Genomic DNA, 17,352 nt, shown 5'->3' with positions numbered 1-17,352 from the left:
TTCGGAATGCGAGGGGTTTTCCCATGATCCAAAAAATCGAGCAGGAACGTCAAAAATTGAACTGTTTTGCGGAGCGCTACGGCCTGTCTCATCCCCGGGTGCTGGCCCAATCCCAACAATTGGACAAGCTGTTGAATCTCTATCAGAGGACGCAGGCCGCCCATCCCAAGCGCAAAAAAGAGGTTACCGACCGAACCGATCGAATTCGGCTGTCCGGATAATCGCGCCTTCCCTCTTCGCAAGAACCTCCATTTCGGGTAAAATGGACATTCATTCCATGAGGGAAGGCGGAGAAACGGATGAAGCGGGTTACCTTTGCGGTATGTACGGATTTGCATTTCGACAAAATTCCGGACGGAGAGCGGCGGCTGGAGGAATTCCTCGGTACGGTTCGAAGGACGGCCCTCGATTTTATCGTGCAATTGGGCGATTTCAGCTATCCTCTGCCGGAGAACCGGTTCCTGCTCGAGCGGTTGGAGGCGAGCGGCCTGCCCTGCTACCACGTCCTGGGCAACCATGATTCGGACGTCTCTTCCCAGCAGGCGGCGCTTGATTTCTATGGGCTGCCCCGCTCGTACTACTCATTCACCCAGGGCGGGATCAAATTCCTCGTTCTGGACGGCTGCCATATCGAGCGGACGGAAGGCGCCGAGCCCTACGGGGGGAGAAATTATGCGCACACCGCTGACCGCTACCCGGTCGTTCCGAACGAGCAGCTTGTCTGGCTGGAAAAGGAGCTGCGCGACTGGAGCGGCGACGCCGTCGTCTTTTCCCATCACAGCCTGATCAACGCCTTCGCCCGTAGAGGCATCGCCAACCGGGAGCAAGTCCGGACCATCCTTGAGCGGGGCACCGGAGGCGGCGGCCGCGTGCTGCTCGCCATGAACGGGCATGACCATGGAGACCATGCCGCCCAGGTTAACGGCATCTGGTACTATACTCTGAATGCGATGTCGTACATCTGGCATGGCATGAAGGAGATGTATCCTTATCCGCAGGAGGTGCACGACCGTTATCCCGGGCTGAAGGACCTCATCCTCTACCGCAACGGCCTGCATGCGGTCGTGACGATCGAGCCGGACGGCGCGGTGAGCCTGGCCGGCATGCAAAGCGGCTACCTGCATATCGCCCCGGCGGAAGTCGGAATTCGGGACCAGCGATGGAACAACATTTCGATCGAGCCGGTCGTGTCTCCGCTCCGAATTCCTTAATCCCCGGCGTAAGCCCGGCGCAGGCCCTCGACGTCCAGCTTCTGCATCTTCAGCATCGCCTGCATGACACGCTGGACTTTAAGCGGATCGGAGTCCCGGCGCAGAACGCCGAGCTCCTCCGGTACCACTTGCCAGGAAACGCCGAACCGGTCGCTCACCCAGCCGCACTCCCCCGTTTTCCCGCCCTCCGACAGTCTCTCCCACAGCCCGTCCACCTCGGGCTGATCCCGGCAATTCACGAACAGCGATGTCGCTTCCGTAAAGGTGAACGGATGGTCGAGCGGGCTGTCCATGACGATAAACTCTTGGCCATGCAGCGTGAAGAGAGCGAGTTGAACCGTTCCGGCGTCTCCGCCCTCTTCCGCGCCGTTTCGAATCAGCAGACGGACCTCCGAGCCGGGGAACAGGGATGAATATTGCCTCATCGCTTCCTCGGCCTTGCCGTATTGGTCGCCGACGAACATCAGGCAAGGCACCATCCGCTGCTTGCCCGGCAGCAGGTTCAATTGCCAGGAGACCCCATATTTGTCCTGCACCCAGCCGAACCGCTCGTTGAAGGGGTAGCGGCCGAGCTCCATCAGCACGACGCCTTCGTCCGCCAGCTTCTCCCAGACCTCGTCCACTTCCGCCACGGTTTCTGCGTTGAAGAAGAAGGAGATCGCCGGCGTGAAGGAGAAATACGGACCGCCGTTCAAGGCGATGAAGGGCTGCCCGCCCAACTCAAATTCCACCGTCATGACATTCCCTGCGGCCTTCCCCGCCATTTGCGCTCCGGCCGGGTCGTACCGGGAAATTTGGCTCAAGCGGGAGTCGGGGAATATCGAGGTGTAATACGCGGCGGCCTCTTCCGCCTGGTTGTCGAACCACAGATGCGGGACGATTTTTTGCATAGCGAATCCCTCCTTGGTGTGTAGGACCGGGTTACCGTTCGCCGTTCCACTCCGCATCGAACTCATCCAGGTAGCGCAGCATCACCTGATGCCTTCCTTCCGCCAGCTGCCTTCCGTAGTCCGTATTCATCCGGTCCTTCAGCTTGAGCAGCTTCTCGTGAAAATGGTTGATCGCCGTATCCCGGCCGCTGCGGTATTCGGCTTCCGTCATGGAAGTCCGAGGCGCAAGCGAAGGGTCGTGAATCGGCCGTCCCTTGGCTCCCGAGTACACGAACACCCGGGCGATGCCGATCGCTCCGATGGCGTCCAGCCGGTCGGCGTCCTGGACCACCTTCCCCTCGACGGTCTTCATGGCGGGGGAATTCCCGCCTTTGAACGACAGGGTGGAGATGATCTCGAGCACCGCTTCGGCGTCCTCCGCTGAAACGGACCGGTTCTCCAGCCAGCGGCGGACCTTGGCGAGACCTATCGCCTCGCTCGGGTTCAGCTTGGCGTCGGCGATATCGTGAAGCAGCGCGGCGAGCTCGCAGCGAAACGGATCGGCTTGCTCCTCAGCGGCGATGGTGCGGGCCAGCCGGACGACCCTTTCGGCATGCGACCAGTCGTGGCCGGTTGAGTCGTGCCGCATTTCGTCCTGAACGTATTGGGCGGCATCCGCGAGAATGGCGGCTTGTTCCTGGGTTAACGGGGACATAAGTAACCTCTTTTCGCAATCGGGATGACGCCATCTTACCATACCGAAGGCAGCCCCGAAACCGCGCGAGGCCACCGAAAAAGCCATCGCTTCGCATACTTACCGTCCTTCCAGTCGCTGCCGCTTTTCCAGGACGACTCCGCACCCTCCGCATTGTTTTTCCGTGGCCTAAAACCACGATTCCCGCCGTTAAAGGCAATCCCCGGTCTTCTCCAGTTTTCCCAACAAGGCTCCATTTTTTTCGCAACCATTGCCGATTCGGGGGGTATAAACTGGGTGTACCCCAAGAACCCGCAAGGAAAGGATGTCTCGCGATCATGATGGAACAACCCGGCCTGGCCAGCGGAGAACGGGCCCGGCCGAAGAACAGGACGAGCGGCAAGAAACTGCCGCGCTGGGTCGTACTGGCCGCAATCACGGCGCTTTGGCTGGCGATCGGCTATGCCGGCTACTCGCTCGCCCATACCTATATCGGCCACCTTCAACAGCAGCTCGACCAGATTTCCCGGACGAACCAGACGCAAATCCAGGAGCTGAATACGCAGCTTACCGCTTTGCGTGAGCATATGGACGATCAGAAGGCGCAGGAGAAGACCCAGGCCGAAGCCTTGCAGAAGCAGCTCACCGCCGTGGAGAAGGAACTGACTGCGGTCAAGGAGGAGATGTCGCTCGCCGGGGATTCGCTGAGCACCGCCGCCCAGACCAAGCAAGCGCTCAACAATCGGATCACCGACCTCAGCAAGCAGCTGACCGAGCTCGGCAAGGTCGTCAAGCGTCTGGAGGAAGCGGCCCGTGTTTACTAAGTGGATCGCCCCTCCGCTATTAATTCTCGCTCTGTTGGCCGGTCTCCTGACCGGCTTCATCCGCGATCGGGACAAGCTCGATCCCGGCCTCGAGCAAGCCCGCCTCGACCTCGGAGCGGAACGCGGCGCAGCCGCTGGCTTGGCCGGCCAGCCTGTATCGGGAGCGACCGCGGCCCTCGCCGGCATGTCCGCCTCCGCGAAGCAGTCCACGCAGGAGCTCGCGGGCATCAAGGACATTCTCACAGCGCTCGACAAGAACGCCAAGAAGGAAAGCACCGAGGACGCCGCCCACAAGTCGGCCGTCGATGCCATCGTGCGCGACAGCGCCAAGCAGGTGAAGGCCGCAGGCGACGCGCTGGACTCTGTTCTGGCCGGCATGCTCGGCGACCCGATCGGCCAAACCTACGGCGACCGTTCCACCGTTAAGGTCTATTCGCTGAAGGAAGCGGGGCTGCGCGGCTACATGGCCAAGGTCAAGCTGCACGACCCGAAGGCGGTCAAGCTGGTGCTCTCCGGCGACCGAACTCCCGATCCCGGCGAGACCACGTCCCATGCCGCCGCCCGCAAGGACGCGGTGCTGGCGATCAACGGCGGCGGCTTCGCCAGCCAGAGGGGCATGCTGTACCCCATGGGCATCACCGTCGTCGACGGGGCGATCCGCTCGTTCGCCCGCATCGACCTCAGCTTCATCGGCCTGAACGGCAAGGGCCATCTGGTTGGGGGCTCGATCACCAGCAAAGCCCAAATCAAGCAGATGGATATCCAGCAGGGCGCCACCTTCGTACCCACCCTGCTGCAGAACGGCAAGAAGCTGACCATTCCTTCCAACTGGAAGAACCGCAAGGAGCCGCGCACCCTGATCGGGCACTTCTCCAACGGGGACATGCTGTTCATCGTCATTGACGGACGCCAGGCGAGCAGCTCCGGGATTACCCTGGAGGAAGCGCAGACCAAGCTCTTGTCCTGGAAGGTGGTCGACGCCTATAACCTGGACGGCGGCGGCTCCAGCTCGTTCGTCTACAACGGCAAAGTGCTGAACAGCCCGTCCGACGGCCGGGAACGCAAGGTCGCCTCCAACTTTGTGGTACTGCCTTAAGCCGGTTCGGCATCGAACCTTCTCTTTCACGCAGACCGCGGCGAATGCCGCGGTCTGTTTTGGTTTGGCTGCAAACTGAGGAGCCGCGCAAGGCGGAGTTAGCCGAAAGGACCAAGACTTGCCCGGAGGCTCGCCGAGGTATGGCGACATACCGCGGATTCTGCCCGCCGGGAATGGCGGCCCGATGACTACTTGCGATAGGTTTGTCCGCCGGACATGTGGCCTGTATTCTGCTCACGGGATGTTGTCGCAGGGGATGGGGCGGTACCCACCCGAGGGCTCAAAGCCTTTTGATCCGTTTCTTCCAAGCCTCCATGGGGTATAAAAGACAGGGCCTCCCTACCGCTTGACAATTATTTTTATTGTGTTAAATTAAATTGTATACAATTTATTTAATCAAAGGAGAGATCTCGCATGAACAAGATTCAGCAAAAGCTGTACGAAACCTCGGTTAAAGCCGTTGGCGGACGCGACGGGTACGTGGAATCCGCTTCGCCCGAATTTCACCAGAAGATCACCACGCCGAAGGAAATGGGCGGCCCGGGCGGCGAAGGCACGAACCCCGAACAGCTCTTCGCGGCCGGCTATGCCGCTTGCTTCGACAGCGCCCTGAACCTCGTCGCCCGCCAGCGCCGGATCAAGCTGGAAGGCACGGAAATCACCAACACTGTCAGCTTCGGCAAGGTGGAGGACGGCGGTTTCGGCATCGCCGCTCGGCTGGACGTGACGGTGAAGGGCGTCGATCATGAGACGGCCGTGTCGCTGGTGGAAGCCGCCCACGAAGTCTGCCCTTACTCCCGCGCTACGCGGGGCAACATTGTCGTCGAGCTGAATGTGCTGTAAGCCGGTTTAACGCTCCGCTCCCCCAAGCTTTCAGGTCGGTCCTTTGGGAACGTCCTAGGGCTTGGGGGAGTTTTTATTGTTATGCGGGCGTCGCTGCCTACTCCCACCGAAATTCCGGGCAGACGCCTCTGAACCGTCCCGTCGTACCATCGCGACTTTCGGGCAAACCTCTCATCCCGTCCTCCTTCCGTTCCGGCGCAGGCGCCGTTCACGGCCACCGCCTCCCAGTCCCGCTTCCCGCCGACGATAAGGACAGCCGTGAAACCATGGCGGCTCCTCCTCCTTCACGAATTTCTTTTCGATATGTTATGTTTATTTACACGAACCTCTTGACACCCTCCTATATGTCGGTATAATAAAACTAATTCCTCGACAAAGTTCACCGCTTTGTAATATTATCTAACATTTAATTCGAATGAGGGTGAGGTCTATGGCCTTATCCGAGGGAGCCGCCAAGCAGGAGATCCTCCGCATCTACAACGCGATCAACCAGAAAATCTTCAGTGCGGGGGTGAAGCAGCAGCGGGTCGACTTCCTGGACAACAAGATCCTGATCATGTCCCGCAACAGCCGGGTCCCGATCCTGAAGCTGCTCGACGGGGACCATCCGAACGACACCCGCCGGATCGACCAATTGTTGTCCCAGGTGTTTAAGCGGGAGATTCGGCAGGCCCTGGAGCAGCGGTTCCAACTGAATATTGTTGCCATTCTCAAAGACTATGACGCAGAGACCGAATTCTCCGGTACCGTTGTCGTCTTGGAGCGTGACATCGGCACTTATCTGACCGAAGCGCCCGAACTCCCTTAACAGAGAGCGGCCGATTGTCGTCAGTTTGGCTCCTGCGGCACCCTCGTGCCGAACGGGACTGAACTGGCGATTTTTTTATACCCGAAAGAAAAGGAGTGGAGACGATGAGCTACAAGATCCAGATCAACGGAGTCAGCAAGACCTTCCGCCGGGGAGGCCGGGAAGTGCCGGCTATGAAGGAGACCAGCCTGGCGATCGAGGAGGGCCGGTTCGTCAGCATCATCGGCCCGAGCGGCTGCGGCAAATCCACGCTGTTCAACATCATCGCCGGGCTCATGCCTCCCTCCACCGGCGAAGTGGTCGCCGACGGCCGCAACATCGTCGGCAAGTCCGGCTATGTTGGGTATATGCTGCAGAAGGACATGCTGCTTCCCTGGCGCACCATCCTCGACAACATCGTCCTCGGCATGGAAATCCGCGGCATCCCCCGCAAGGAGGCTGTCGGGCGCGCCTTGCCCCTCATGGAGAAGTACGGGTTGAAGGGCTTCGACAAGCATTACCCGAAGGAGCTATCCGGCGGGATGAAGCAGCGGGCCGCCCTCCTGCGCACCCTGCTCTACGACCGGGATATCCTGCTCCTGGACGAGCCGTTCGGCGCGCTCGACGCCCAGACCCGGCTCGCCATGCAGAACTGGCTCCTGCAAATCTGGGCCGATTTCCGCAAGACCGTCCTCTTCGTCACCCACGACATCGACGAAGCCATCTACCTCTCGGACGACATCTACGTCTTCTCCCCCCGCCCCGGCCGGATCAAATCGAAGATCACCGTCACCATGGAACGGCCGCGCAAGACCGAGGACATGACCTCCCCCGCCTTCATGGAGCTGAAGCACCACCTGCTGGACCTGCTGTCCGCCGGACACGAATCGGAGGAGCAGCGCATCTCGTAGACCGCCGCTTTTTCCGCCGCAATCCGCATCCCACGATATCTTCTTGAAGGAGGACTCCTCTATGGAAACGGTACGCAAGGAAGCCTTTGTCATCCACGCCGCGGTTGCCGCACCCGAACCCGCTCTGTCTGCCGTCCGCAAGGCGGAGGCCGCCCCGCTCATCATCGACGAGGAAAGCAAGGAGCGGCGGCGAAGCCGGAAGGTCACCCTGCTGCGGACCCTCGCCGCCATGCTGATCTTCGTGGTCTGGGAGCTGTTCACCCGGATCGGCTGGCTGGACGTGTATTATTGGAGCACCCCGAGCGCCATTCTGAAAACCGCCTGGACCCAGATCACCGAGGGCGAGCTGCTGAGCGACATCTCCTACACCTCCGCCGCCACGATCCTCGGCTTCGTATTCGGAACGCTGTGCGGAGCGCTGCTCGGGCTGTCCTTCTGGTGGTCGCGCACTTATGCCGACGTCAGCGAACCGTACCTCATCATCCTGAACGCGATGCCCAAGCTGGCGCTCGCTCCGGTGCTGGTCATCCTGCTCGGCATCGGATTCTTCTCCAAGGTGGCGCTCGCCTTCTCCATGACCGTCGTGGTCGCCGCCCTGTCCGCCTACAGCGGGGTGAAGAGCGTGGACCCCGATATGGAAAAGCTGATGTATTCCCTCGGCGCGAAACGGCGGCAGGTGTTCGCCAAGGTCGTTGTCCCCTGGTCGATGCCGTGGATCATCAACAGCCTGCGGATCAACATCGCGCTGGCGCTTGCAGGCGCCATCGTCGGCGAATTCATCGCCTCCCGGCACGGCGTCGGCCGGATGATCATGTACGCCGGCACGATTCTCGACATCAATCTGGTGTGGGTCGGCGTCGTCGTGCTGTCCCTGCTCTCCATGTTGATGTACTGGGGCGTGGTCGTGCTGGAGAAAGGGCTCAGCAAGGGCTTCGTCAAGCAATAGCCTGCTTGTCCCCATAAAGAGATGAATCAGGAGGAGAGAAACCTATGACCCTACTCGCCCGTTTACGCAAACCGGCTGCTCTGCTTGCGGCTGCCGCCCTCATCGCCCTGCCGCTTGCCGGCTGCGGCAAGGAAGCCTCCGGCGACAACGTCGCGGAAGCCAAAGGGAGTCTGAAAAAGCTCGTGATCGCCGAACCGCTGCACTCGACCGGGTACCTGCCGCTGTATGTGGCCCAGCACGAGGGCTACTTTGCCGAGCAGGGCCTGCAGGTGGAGGTGATCCAAGCGGCGGGAGGCGCCCATGTCACCGCCGTTGTCAGCGGAGACGCCTGGGGCGTGATCGGCGGGACGGAATCGAACGCCCTCGCCAATGTCAACAGCTCCGACCCGATCGTCTCGGTGGTCAATGTCGTCAACCGGGCCAACGTCTACCTGATGGCCAAGACGGGTCTCGCCCCGACCGGCAGCTCGCCGGAGGAGTTGAAAGCTTTCCTTCAGGACAAGAAGATCAACGCCGGCCGCCACGGCGGAACGCCCAACCTGCTGACCCGCTACCTGCTGGTGCAGCTCGGACTCAATCCCGACAAGGACGTGCAGCTCCTGGAACCGGCGGACGGCTCGACGGTGGTCACCATGGTCAAGCAAGGCGCGGCGCAGATCGCAAACGGCGCGGAGCCGCAGATCGCCGACGGCATCAATCAGCAGGTCTGGGGCGAGCCGTTTTACAAATTCCACGACCTCGGCGACTTCTCGTATTCGGTGCTGAGCGTCAAGAAGTCTACCATCGCCAAAGACCCCGAGACGGTGCAGAAGTTTACGAACGCGATCATTAAAGCCCTGCACGCCGTGCAGACGGACAAGGAGCTGGCCAAGAAGAACCTGAAGGCCGAATTCCCCACCCTGTCGGATGAATCGATCCAGGCGGCGCTCGACCGGGCCTATGCCGACTCCCTGTGGAGCCCGGACGGCACGATCTCCGAGAAGGCGCTGGACAACGACATGGACGTCATGATCAAAACCGGCATCTTCAAGGGCAGCTACAGCTACGCCGAGCTGGTGGACATGCAGTTCGTCAACAAAGCCAACGAATCCAAAAAGTGAGGTGCTCAACTTGACGGAAACCCAACAACGCTTGCTGCAAAACAGCCGCTGCGCGCTCGTCGTCGTCGACGTCCAGAACGATTACTGTCATCCGGAAGGCTCGCTTGCCCGCAAGGGCAGCGACGTCGGCGGCGTCCGCGCCATGATGCCCAATCTGCACCGCTTGATCGAGGCGGCCCGGAATCAAGACGTTCCGATTGTGTATATTCAAACCTTCCACGAGGACGCCACCGATTCGGAGGCCTGGACGTCCCGCTCCTCCGGGCGCTCGTCGGCGGTCTGCCGCCGCGGCAGCTGGGGGGCGGAGTTCTTCGAGGTAGAGCCGCGGCCGGAGGAGATCGTCGTGAACAAGCACCGCTACAGCGCCTTCATCCATACCCGGCTGGATTCCGTTTTGCGGACGCTGAAGGTCGAGACGCTGCTTCTCGCCGGCGTCAGCACGAATGTCTGCGTGGAATCGACGGCCCGCGACGGCTTCATGCTCGACTATCACATCGTCCTGCTCTCCGATGCATGCGCGGCGTATTCGAAGGAGGCGCATGACATGACCCTGGCGAATATCCGCGATTACTTCGGGGCGGTCACGGACACGGGCGAGGTGATCCGCTTGTGGGACGAGCGCACTCCCTCGTCGATCGCGATCTGAGGCCTTCCGCCCGGGCACCGGTCCACTATGTTATCTGCCTCGGCGCGTTCCTGTCCAACCTGTCCGCCGGGATGTTCAACATCGCTCTCGTCGACATCGCCGGCGAATTCCGTGCTTCGCTCTCCTCGGCGCAATGGATCGTGACCGTCTACCTGCTGGTCATCTCCGTCTGCCTGCCGCTCATGGGCAAGCTCGGAGACCTCGTCGGCCGAACGAAGGTGCACAACACCGGCTATCTTATCTTCGTGCTGGGGGCGCTCGCCTGTGCGTTCGCGCCTTCCCTCGGCTGGCTGGTGGGATTCCGACTCCTGCAAGGCTTCGGCGCTTCGATGTACCAGGCAACCAACATGGCCTTGATCGTCTCCGTCTTCCCGCCCGGCAAGCGGGGACAGGCGCTCGGCCTGATGAGCACCTTCGTCGCCGCCGGTTCGATGATCGGACCGAGCCTGGGCGGGGTGCTGATCGAATGGTTCTCCTGGCGGGCCAGCTTCGGCCTCTTGGCCGCCGTCGGCTTCGCCGCCTGGCTGCTCGCCGAGCGGATGATTCCCCGCGAGCCGGCGACGGGCCAGGCCCGGCTCGATCTAACCGGCGCCGGTCTGTTCGCCGCCGCGCTCACCGGCTTCGCTTCGGCGCTGAGCCTGTCCGGCACGCAGGGATTTGCCTCCTGGCCGGTGTTGCTCCTGCTGGCGCTTGCCGGCTTGTTCCTCGCACTCTTCCTCCGGCACAGCCGGCAGGCGCGGTGGAATGCAGCCGAAGGCCGCGAGCCGTTCCTGCCAGTCGCGCTGTTCCGCCACGCCGGGGTCAGCGCCGGCATTCTGATCACGGTCGTCACCTACCTGGCGGCCTTCTCCGCCCAGCTTGTGCTGCCCGTCTTCCTGCGCAGCGAGCTCGGCCTGAGCGCAGCCGCCGCCGGATTCTGCCTGATGGCCTATCCGCTCGCGCTGATCCTGGCCGCTCCGTTGTTCGGCCGCCTGTCGGACAAGCACGGCGTGCTGCCGATCCTCGCCGCAGGCATGCAGCTCATGACGGCCGCGCTGCTCGCGCTCGGCTTCCTGTCGCCCGCTTATCCGCTCGCCCTGCTGCTCGCGCTGATCGTCCTGTTGGGCGCTTCGATGGGCATGATCACTTCGCCGAACAACAGCCTGGTCATGCGCGAGACCCCGCCGGAGCATCTCGGCATCATCGGCAGCATCCTCGCCCTGTCGCGCAACCTCGGCATGATGTTCGGCACGGTGGCCGGCGGCGGCCTGCTCGCCGCCGGAAGCGGTGCCCCCGCGCTGCACGGCTACCGCTCCGTCTTCGCCGTCTGCTGCGCCTTGGTCGCTGGAAGCTTCCTGCTCACCGTCCGGTCTACGCGGCAGCGGCATCGCCGGGAGGAGAGCGTCTCGTCATAGGACGGGGCCGCTCCTCGAGACCTACCAAAAAATCCCCCGCTTCGGTCACTCCAAAGCCGCCATGTGGTATCATGAGGCGACGAGTGAACTCGCGGGGGATTTTGCCATGCGTCCGCCCTTGCGGATGCGGAAGGAGCGAAGAGATGAAGCGGCTGCCCGATTGGATTACCCTGAGCCGAATCGCATTCTCCCTCTCTTTGCCGTTCGTGATGGAGCATAAGCTTGCGTTTCTCTCGGTATACCTGTACTGCGGCCTGAGCGACGCAGCGGACGGATGGCTGGCCCGCCGCATGGGCACGGCGAGCGATCGGGGAGCCTTCCTGGATTCGGCCTCCGACCTCGTGTTCTTCGCGGCGGTCCTATTCTTCCTCTTCTCTCAGCCCTACGGCGAATTCAGCCGGTACCTGCCTTGGGTGCTCGCCGCCGGGCTGCTCCGCGGCGCTGGCATCGCGCTCGCCGCCTGGAAATACCGGACGTTCGCCATCCTGCATACCTGGGGAAACAAGCTGACCGGGCTGCTGCTCTTCCTGGCGCCGCTGTTCCTGCAGTATCGGATCCAAGCGGCTCTATGGCTGGCTTGCGCTGTGGCCGTCCTGGCTTCGGCCGAGGAGTTGGCGATTCACCTCACGTCCCGCGAGCTCAGCCGGGACCGGCGCGGGCTGTGGGGATGAAGGCGGAGGCCGGATGGCGTCAACTGAAGCTGCGCTTGCTCGGCCAGGAGCCCTGCAGCTTGCGGACCAGCACGATCTGCCCCGTATGGTACGCGTCGTGCACCGCCAGGCTCATCAGCTCGTCGGCGGGTGAATCCTCCGGGCCGCCGTCGTCTTCCAGCGCCTGAAGGTATCCCCGGAGCTCGGCATGAATGCTTTTCAGCTTTTCCACAGCGCCCGCCCAAGCTTCTTCCCCGCTCTCCGTCACGGTAAACGTATCCGTGTTGCTCGCCAGGTTCGGCTGCTTCGGCAACCCCTTCAACCTCCGCAGCAAGCGCTCCTTATAGTACGTCAGGTGCTGAACGTTCTCCCAAATCGAATTGCCCGCTTCGCCCTGCGGTTTCCACCGCGCCTGCTCGGCGGTTACTCCCTTGAGGGCATCCGCCAGGGGCGGGGACCAATCCTCCTGATCCATCGCATAATCCCAACTCCGCAGCAGCACTTCCTTGTACGTAAGTCCCATGTTCCTGCCTCCGTTTTCGATTGGATAGGTGAATGCACTTCACATTTACGCCTGTACAGATGGAGTGTTATTCCGGCAACGGTTGATTCCGGCTGTCTTTCGTTCAGTCCATGCAGTGAATTTCCTTGTCGTTCGTGTAACTATCTACTTTGATATTAAACCATTACAAGGAGACTGTACCACATCCTTCTCCGGCCGGCAAGTAACTGGCGTTATTTTAGTTTGACTGTTACAATATACAGATTGGAAAGGATGGCGCGGACATGCTGTGGACGGATTTTATCAATTCCTACGCGAGGGATTGGCGGAGCGGAGACGAAGGCAAGGCCAAGGATTGGCTGACGGACGACAAGTGGGTACCCGCGTGGCTGAAGGAGTATGACCTGCCCCCGCTTCCCGCTCCGACCGGCGAGACGCTGGCGGAATTGCGTTCCCTGCGGAGCGAGCTGTTCGGGATCGTGCAGGACCTGGCCGACGGCCGGTCGCTGGTACCGGAACAGCGGCAGCGGCTGAATGCGGCGATGGCGCGGGGGCCTGTCGTTCGCCAGCTGGAAGAAGCGGAGGGCGAACCGGCCTTGGCGCTGCGGCCGCTCGGCGCCGATTGGGCGCAGGTCCAGGCCGAAATCGCCGCTTCGCTGGCCAAGACCCTGGCCGAGCGGGACACGACGCGCATTCGTGTCTGCGAGAACCCGGACTGCCTGTGGGTTTACTACGACGACACCCGCAATCGGTCCAAACGCTATTGCGAGGACAAGACCTGCGGCAATCTGCTGAAGGTCCGCCGCTTTCGCGCCCGGAAGAAGGCGGAGCAAGCGCAAACGACTGCCGGCAGCGAACCATCGGATGAGTGAGAGAAAGACAGCTCCGTTCGATCGCGGAATTCTTGCGGGGTCATGTTCGAGAAGGCTTTAAACCGCTTAATAAAGTGCGGCACGGCCTGGTAGCCGACCATTTGACTGATCTCGTAGATTTTCCTACAACTGCTGATTATACGGCTGAGGGTCATTCAATCAGCCTTGTGCTGCGCATCTTGGAAGTGGAGCGTTCTACCTATTATGCTCAAGTAAATCGCTCGAATCAGCAACCTGAATGAATCTTCAATCCTATGTTATTGATCATGCCAGATAAAATCCTTGTTACTCTATGGGAGAGCTTTTCCATTGCAAGAGAATGCAGGCAAAACTAAATGGCCTTCCTCCGATGGGAATCAGAACAAAGGCCACTTCATTGTTTTTCTTTTAGCTGTCTACTTAAGGTGGAGCCGTTCAGTCTGTTCTTAATCAGGGAGCCCTTTGTGAATTATTTGATCCGTTTACCGAGTAGAATAAGCAGCCAAATAATACCTGCACCTAGAATCGTGTGACCAAGTCCTGCAATATGTGGCAAGAAGCTGATGTCTCCACCGTTAATTTGAAGCATTCCGCGAGTCGCCATGGCACCAATTGTAATCAACAAACCGACGTTATAGACAATGTACCATGCGCCAAAGGATTTTGCTTCATGCACATTGAATAACTTGCCTAAGATCAGTGTGATGATAAAAAAGAAGAAGCCTAACACCAGAATATGGGTATGAAGCGCCACTAATACAGTGGGTCCACTGAAATCACTATGTTTGGTGATTTCTCGATAGGCAATCCCTGCCAACAAACCAAGAATCGCATAGAAAAAAGAAGTATAATACAGTTTTTTCATGATCTTATCTCCTCGTATCATAATCGATATTTGTTATCAATTGTTACCGAAAGCATAACCTACGAATAAGAACGCAATATGAACGGAATATTACAAAATGATGAGTATTTTCGCGAGATGATTAGCCGATTTTCCGACCGCTTACCCCCTTTAGCAGCAATTACTCGGATCTCTGGAATACTATCGGATTTAGAAGCGCTCTTAAAGCGGACCAAATCTTGCTGCGTCTGAAAAAGAAATTTCAAGATTCCTTCGATCCGCTTGTCAGTTATGATCATTCCATTTTACTGGCTGCAGCCAACCGGTCATCCCCACCAGATGGGCCATGCCGAGCTTCTCGCCGAACACCTCACAGCCCTGCTTCACGGCGGCTGTCTGAAATTAGAAGGATCAGGAAGAGACTTTCTTTTGTTCTTGATTCTACAAGTTCCGACGTATTTCCTCCTTTTGGCAGTCTACTTATGAAATTGTGTGAGAGAATGGATACAAAAAAAAGAGCCAAAGAGGCTCTTGTCTCAAGGCTAGGAATATGGAAGGATTCGACTTGGGAAGCATCAACCTGCGTAGACCTTCAGCGCATTCGCAAACGAGGTGAAGTCGTCCAGGTGATTTTGGATAATGGCCCGCAAAATCTCCACCTGCACCGTTTGATAACCGTGAACCGCAATATTGCGAAAACCGACCATCGCCTTCAGATTTCGAGTGAGCTACTCTTGGATAATTCCCTGATTCAACAATAAGTCAAATGCCTCCCGGCTGGATTGAGGAACACCCGACTGAAGCTCAGCCACGGTATGCATTGCGAGATCAATGCAGGCTTCACAGGCTCTTTGCAAATTCAGAATAATGGAATCCTGTTTGGTATAGTTCAACAGATTGCGTTCGTCGTCGGCGTATTCCTCATGGATTCGGCGCAAACACCGTTGAATGACTTCCGTCTTATTCAATAAAATATCCCGGTTCATACGCGCCCCTCCCGCATCCGATTCCGGATGATCTCCCGTCGCTCTTCGTTCAGCATAGCGTATTCCTTCAGCGACCGCATGAACAGCTCCTGTCTTTTGCGCGGATCATCCTCATACAACAGAATCCCGCTGTCAATAATCTGAACTCGAAGCACCGGACTCGCCAGATCAAAATCGATTAGATCAACCTCGCGGCCAACCGCATCGGCAAGGTTTGAGGCAATGCGAAAGCGTTCGTACGCATTCGGTCTGAGCTTATCCGCAATGTAAGCCAAATCCAGATCACTGTCGGGACGATAGGTTCCTTTCGCCAGCGAACCGAACAGAATAATGGAAACCGGTTCGATGCTCTCTTTCAGAATCTTCACGATGGCTTCTTGCTGAACTACAGTCAGTGCATGGGCGGCGAGCGCATCCGACGAGGTTTCTTCAAACTTTTTCATCCGGCTCTCCCTTTCTAACGTCTGGTCCGGTGAACTGCCATCCTGTTCGGCCAGATTCCAGCTACATCCTCCATGGTAAAGGACGACTGGGTTGGTCGTTCCATTATAGCATGCAAGGGTTTTAAGCCAAACATTCCAGGTGGTTCAAACCAGCCACCTCTTAGAAAGAGAATCACCCACAGGCAAACGAATGTCAATCCTCGCTACTCATTTCCACAATGCAGCCCTTACGATCTGCCCACAAGGGATATTCAACTATAGAACGAGACGATGGAAGCTGGACAGACTGGCGCTTTCCTCCGGCTCTAGAATCTGCAGCTGCTGCAAAAGTTTAATGGCAGCGGGGAGGCGGCGCGGCGGTTGCCGTCATGAATTTTTAGGCCAATGCTCCATCCCCGATCCGGAACAGCCATGGGTTAGACGGCCACGGCTCCGGTCTTCCCGGTCTCGTCTATTGGATCAGCCGGGTATCGAAGTCGCCTGTGCCTTCGATCATGTCCGGATGCTCGGTTATGGCATCCGTCAGACGGCGAATGGCCGGCGCCAGCTCCCCTCTCAGATCCCACGGATTAGCCAACCGGGCAAAGGTATAGGCGAGACGTTCCAAGGGGAGTTAATAAGTCGGCAGACCGCACCATCGCGGCCGAACGGTATTTCCTTCGGTCCGGAGGATATTAATGTAAACATCAATGGCTCCAGCCTATCATTGGAGGCCTCCGAAAAAGTCCTGTTAACTGTTTGGTGCGATAAAAAAACCGTTTTCAGCAGCATTGGAACCTTTTTTGGTCGCCGTTGCTTCTTGATTCTTGCCGCCTCACGTAATCTTCATCAATCATACCCGGGCTTCCATCTACGTGCTAGGTGGGGCCTATTTGACGTTCACTTCAACCAATACGGTAACTGCGTTGTTCATGCGACTGTTAAGGAGAAGGAGATTCGCTTATCAGGTCGTTTAATAAATTAGCGAGCGGTGCCTCCGTCTCCGCCATCACTGCTCTCTCCTTGAATAACCCAATGTCTTTGACGACAATCCAGTTGTTCGGGAGACTTTGCAACGTAATTTGCTCGGCATTAAGTGCAATTAACTTGCCAAAATTTTGATACACCGGAGCGGTAAACATCGTCCGAGAGAGCATTTCCATCATTTCCGAAGGATTGATTCCGTTTTTTTGCGCCATTCTGCACGCCTCCATCATGGCTTCCATGGCCGTAAAGCTAATGAAGTTGCCACAAATCTTGACGATTAAGGCTGAGCCGATCCTTTCACCGAAATCAAAAACTCCTTGCCCCATCGCATCCAGAAGCGGCAATGCTCGTTTCTTCGCCTCCTTCGATCCCGCGATGCAGATCCATAGTTTTCGCGCGGTAGCCGCTTCGGGAGGACCAAAAACCGGCGCTTCAACATAATGACTCCCATATTCGTTATGAAAATCGGCGAGCTGCCGAGAGGTGGCGGGCGAAACGGTACTCATCGAGAGATGGAGGCCTCCACGTCCAAGCCGTTCCATAAACCCTTCGCTCCGCACAATATCTTCGAGCGCAGAATCGTCGGTCACCATAGTAATGACGATATTTCCCTTTGTAGCGGCTTCGCTCGGCCTGGAGACGGATTCGGCCCCGAGCGCGACCAGAGGCTCAGCTCTGCCTGCTGTTCGATTGTATACTCTAAGCGTGTAACCGGCTTTGATCAGATTAAGAGCCATAGCTTGCCCCATATTCCCCAATCCAATAAATCCTATAGGTGTTGTCACAGCC

Annotated in this window: 20 protein-coding genes and 1 pseudogene; 13 read left to right on the top strand and 8 right to left on the bottom strand. The window is 58.6% G+C overall.

All coding sequences use genetic code 11. The features are described from left to right. Positions 1-23 precede the first annotated feature (23 nt). Both ACSEXS_RS02045 and ACSEXS_RS02040 read left to right on the top strand, forming a co-directional pair. Positions 24-221: a Spo0E family sporulation regulatory protein-aspartic acid phosphatase gene (locus ACSEXS_RS02045; RefSeq protein ID WP_438431520.1), complete on the top strand. Its 198-nt coding sequence runs from the start codon at positions 24-26 to the stop codon at positions 219-221. Between the two features lie 78 nt (positions 222-299). After that, entirely contained in the window at positions 300-1,211 is a 912-nt protein-coding gene (locus ACSEXS_RS02040; RefSeq protein ID WP_438431519.1) for a metallophosphoesterase family protein, read from the top strand. Here ACSEXS_RS02040 and ACSEXS_RS02035 read toward each other — a convergent pair. Beyond that, positions 1,208-2,101: a VOC family protein gene (locus tag ACSEXS_RS02035; protein WP_438431518.1), complete on the bottom strand. Its 894-nt coding sequence runs from the start codon at positions 2,099-2,101 to the stop codon at positions 1,208-1,210. The two genes, ACSEXS_RS02040 and ACSEXS_RS02035, sit on opposite strands and share 4 nt — an antisense overlap. A 31-nt stretch (positions 2,102-2,132) precedes the next feature. Beyond that, positions 2,133-2,795, bottom strand: coding sequence for an HD domain-containing protein (locus ACSEXS_RS02030; protein WP_438431517.1), 663 nt, complete (start codon positions 2,793-2,795; stop codon positions 2,133-2,135). 317 nt (positions 2,796-3,112) lie between these two features. Between ACSEXS_RS02030 and ACSEXS_RS02025 the strand changes: the two genes are divergently transcribed. The 10 genes from ACSEXS_RS02025 (at position 3,113) to ACSEXS_RS01980 (ending at position 11,992) form a co-directional block, all read left to right on the top strand. Continuing rightward, positions 3,113-3,598, top strand: coding sequence for a hypothetical protein (locus tag ACSEXS_RS02025; RefSeq protein ID WP_438431516.1), 486 nt, complete (start codon positions 3,113-3,115; stop codon positions 3,596-3,598). Next, positions 3,588-4,694: a phosphodiester glycosidase family protein gene (locus ACSEXS_RS02020; protein ID WP_438431515.1), complete on the top strand. Its 1,107-nt coding sequence runs from the start codon at positions 3,588-3,590 to the stop codon at positions 4,692-4,694. Before ACSEXS_RS02025 ends, ACSEXS_RS02020 begins: the two co-directional genes overlap by 11 nt. 414 nt (positions 4,695-5,108) lie before the next feature. Then, the gene (locus tag ACSEXS_RS02015; RefSeq protein ID WP_438431514.1) at positions 5,109-5,537 is read left to right on the top strand and encodes an organic hydroperoxide resistance protein; all 429 of its coding nucleotides are present in this window, start codon (positions 5,109-5,111) and stop codon (positions 5,535-5,537) included. 430 nt (positions 5,538-5,967) lie between these two features. Next, on the top strand, positions 5,968-6,345 hold the full coding sequence (locus tag ACSEXS_RS02010; RefSeq protein WP_438431513.1) for a Na-translocating system protein MpsC family protein: 378 nt from the start codon (positions 5,968-5,970) through the stop codon (positions 6,343-6,345). A 104-nt stretch (positions 6,346-6,449) separates the two neighbouring features. Then, positions 6,450-7,235, top strand: a complete 786-nt coding sequence (locus tag ACSEXS_RS02005; RefSeq protein ID WP_438431512.1) for an ABC transporter ATP-binding protein — start codon at positions 6,450-6,452, stop codon at positions 7,233-7,235. Between the two features lie 61 nt (positions 7,236-7,296). Then, positions 7,297-8,181: an ABC transporter permease gene (locus ACSEXS_RS02000; protein WP_438431511.1), complete on the top strand. Its 885-nt coding sequence runs from the start codon at positions 7,297-7,299 to the stop codon at positions 8,179-8,181. Positions 8,182-8,225: 44 nt separating this feature from the next. Beyond that, positions 8,226-9,281 (top strand): ABC transporter substrate-binding protein, encoded by a 1,056-nt coding sequence (locus tag ACSEXS_RS01995; protein WP_438431510.1) that lies wholly within the window; start codon positions 8,226-8,228, stop codon positions 9,279-9,281. A gap of 10 nt (positions 9,282-9,291) precedes the next feature. After that, a complete protein-coding gene (locus ACSEXS_RS01990) occupies positions 9,292-9,927 on the top strand; it encodes a cysteine hydrolase family protein (RefSeq protein ID WP_438431509.1) in 636 nt (211 codons plus the stop codon). Further along, positions 9,891-11,321, top strand: a complete 1,431-nt coding sequence (locus tag ACSEXS_RS01985; RefSeq protein WP_438431508.1) for an MFS transporter — start codon at positions 9,891-9,893, stop codon at positions 11,319-11,321. Before ACSEXS_RS01990 ends, ACSEXS_RS01985 begins: the two co-directional genes overlap by 37 nt. 143 nt (positions 11,322-11,464) lie before the next feature. Further along, positions 11,465-11,992 (top strand): CDP-alcohol phosphatidyltransferase family protein, encoded by a 528-nt coding sequence (locus ACSEXS_RS01980; RefSeq protein ID WP_438431507.1) that lies wholly within the window; start codon positions 11,465-11,467, stop codon positions 11,990-11,992. Between the two features lie 19 nt (positions 11,993-12,011). Here the strand turns inward: ACSEXS_RS01980 and ACSEXS_RS01975 are convergent, their stop codons facing one another. Then, positions 12,012-12,494: a DinB family protein gene (locus ACSEXS_RS01975; protein ID WP_438431506.1), complete on the bottom strand. Its 483-nt coding sequence runs from the start codon at positions 12,492-12,494 to the stop codon at positions 12,012-12,014. Between the two features lie 263 nt (positions 12,495-12,757). Here ACSEXS_RS01975 and ACSEXS_RS01970 point away from each other — a divergent pair, with 263 nt between their 5' ends. Next, positions 12,758-13,345 carry a CGNR zinc finger domain-containing protein gene (locus tag ACSEXS_RS01970; RefSeq protein ID WP_438431505.1) on the top strand — a complete coding sequence of 196 codons (588 nt, stop codon included), beginning with the start codon at positions 12,758-12,760 and terminating at the stop codon, positions 13,343-13,345. A 448-nt stretch (positions 13,346-13,793) separates the two neighbouring features. On the opposite strand, the gene ACSEXS_RS01965 is transcribed toward ACSEXS_RS01970, so the two are convergent. From ACSEXS_RS01965 to ACSEXS_RS01945, 5 genes and pseudogenes are all read right to left on the bottom strand, one after another. Further along, positions 13,794-14,189 (bottom strand): DUF2871 domain-containing protein, encoded by a 396-nt coding sequence (locus ACSEXS_RS01965; protein ID WP_438431504.1) that lies wholly within the window; start codon positions 14,187-14,189, stop codon positions 13,794-13,796. Positions 14,190-14,743: 554 nt separating this feature from the next. Then, positions 14,744-15,154 (bottom strand): annotated as a pseudogene (gene hepT / locus ACSEXS_RS01960) (type VII toxin-antitoxin system HepT family RNase toxin). Further along, positions 15,151-15,597, bottom strand: coding sequence for a type VII toxin-antitoxin system MntA family adenylyltransferase antitoxin (gene mntA / locus ACSEXS_RS01955; protein WP_438431503.1), 447 nt, complete (start codon positions 15,595-15,597; stop codon positions 15,151-15,153). The pseudogene hepT and the gene mntA overlap by 4 nt, the downstream one beginning before the upstream one ends. A 451-nt stretch (positions 15,598-16,048) precedes the next feature. After that, positions 16,049-16,204, bottom strand: coding sequence for an asparaginase (locus ACSEXS_RS01950; RefSeq protein ID WP_438431502.1), 156 nt, complete (start codon positions 16,202-16,204; stop codon positions 16,049-16,051). A 313-nt stretch (positions 16,205-16,517) separates the two neighbouring features. Further along, the gene (locus tag ACSEXS_RS01945) at positions 16,518-17,348 is read right to left on the bottom strand and encodes an NAD(P)-dependent oxidoreductase (RefSeq protein ID WP_438431501.1); all 831 of its coding nucleotides are present in this window, start codon (positions 17,346-17,348) and stop codon (positions 16,518-16,520) included. Positions 17,349-17,352 lie beyond the last annotated feature (4 nt).

Origin of the sequence: Gorillibacterium terrae, from assembly GCF_051594785.1 — a bacterium.
Taxonomy (GTDB): domain Bacteria; phylum Bacillota; class Bacilli; order Paenibacillales; family NBRC-103111; genus Gorillibacterium.
Note: the sequence above shows the minus strand (reverse complement) of the source record. Positions and strands in the feature narration are given on the sequence as shown.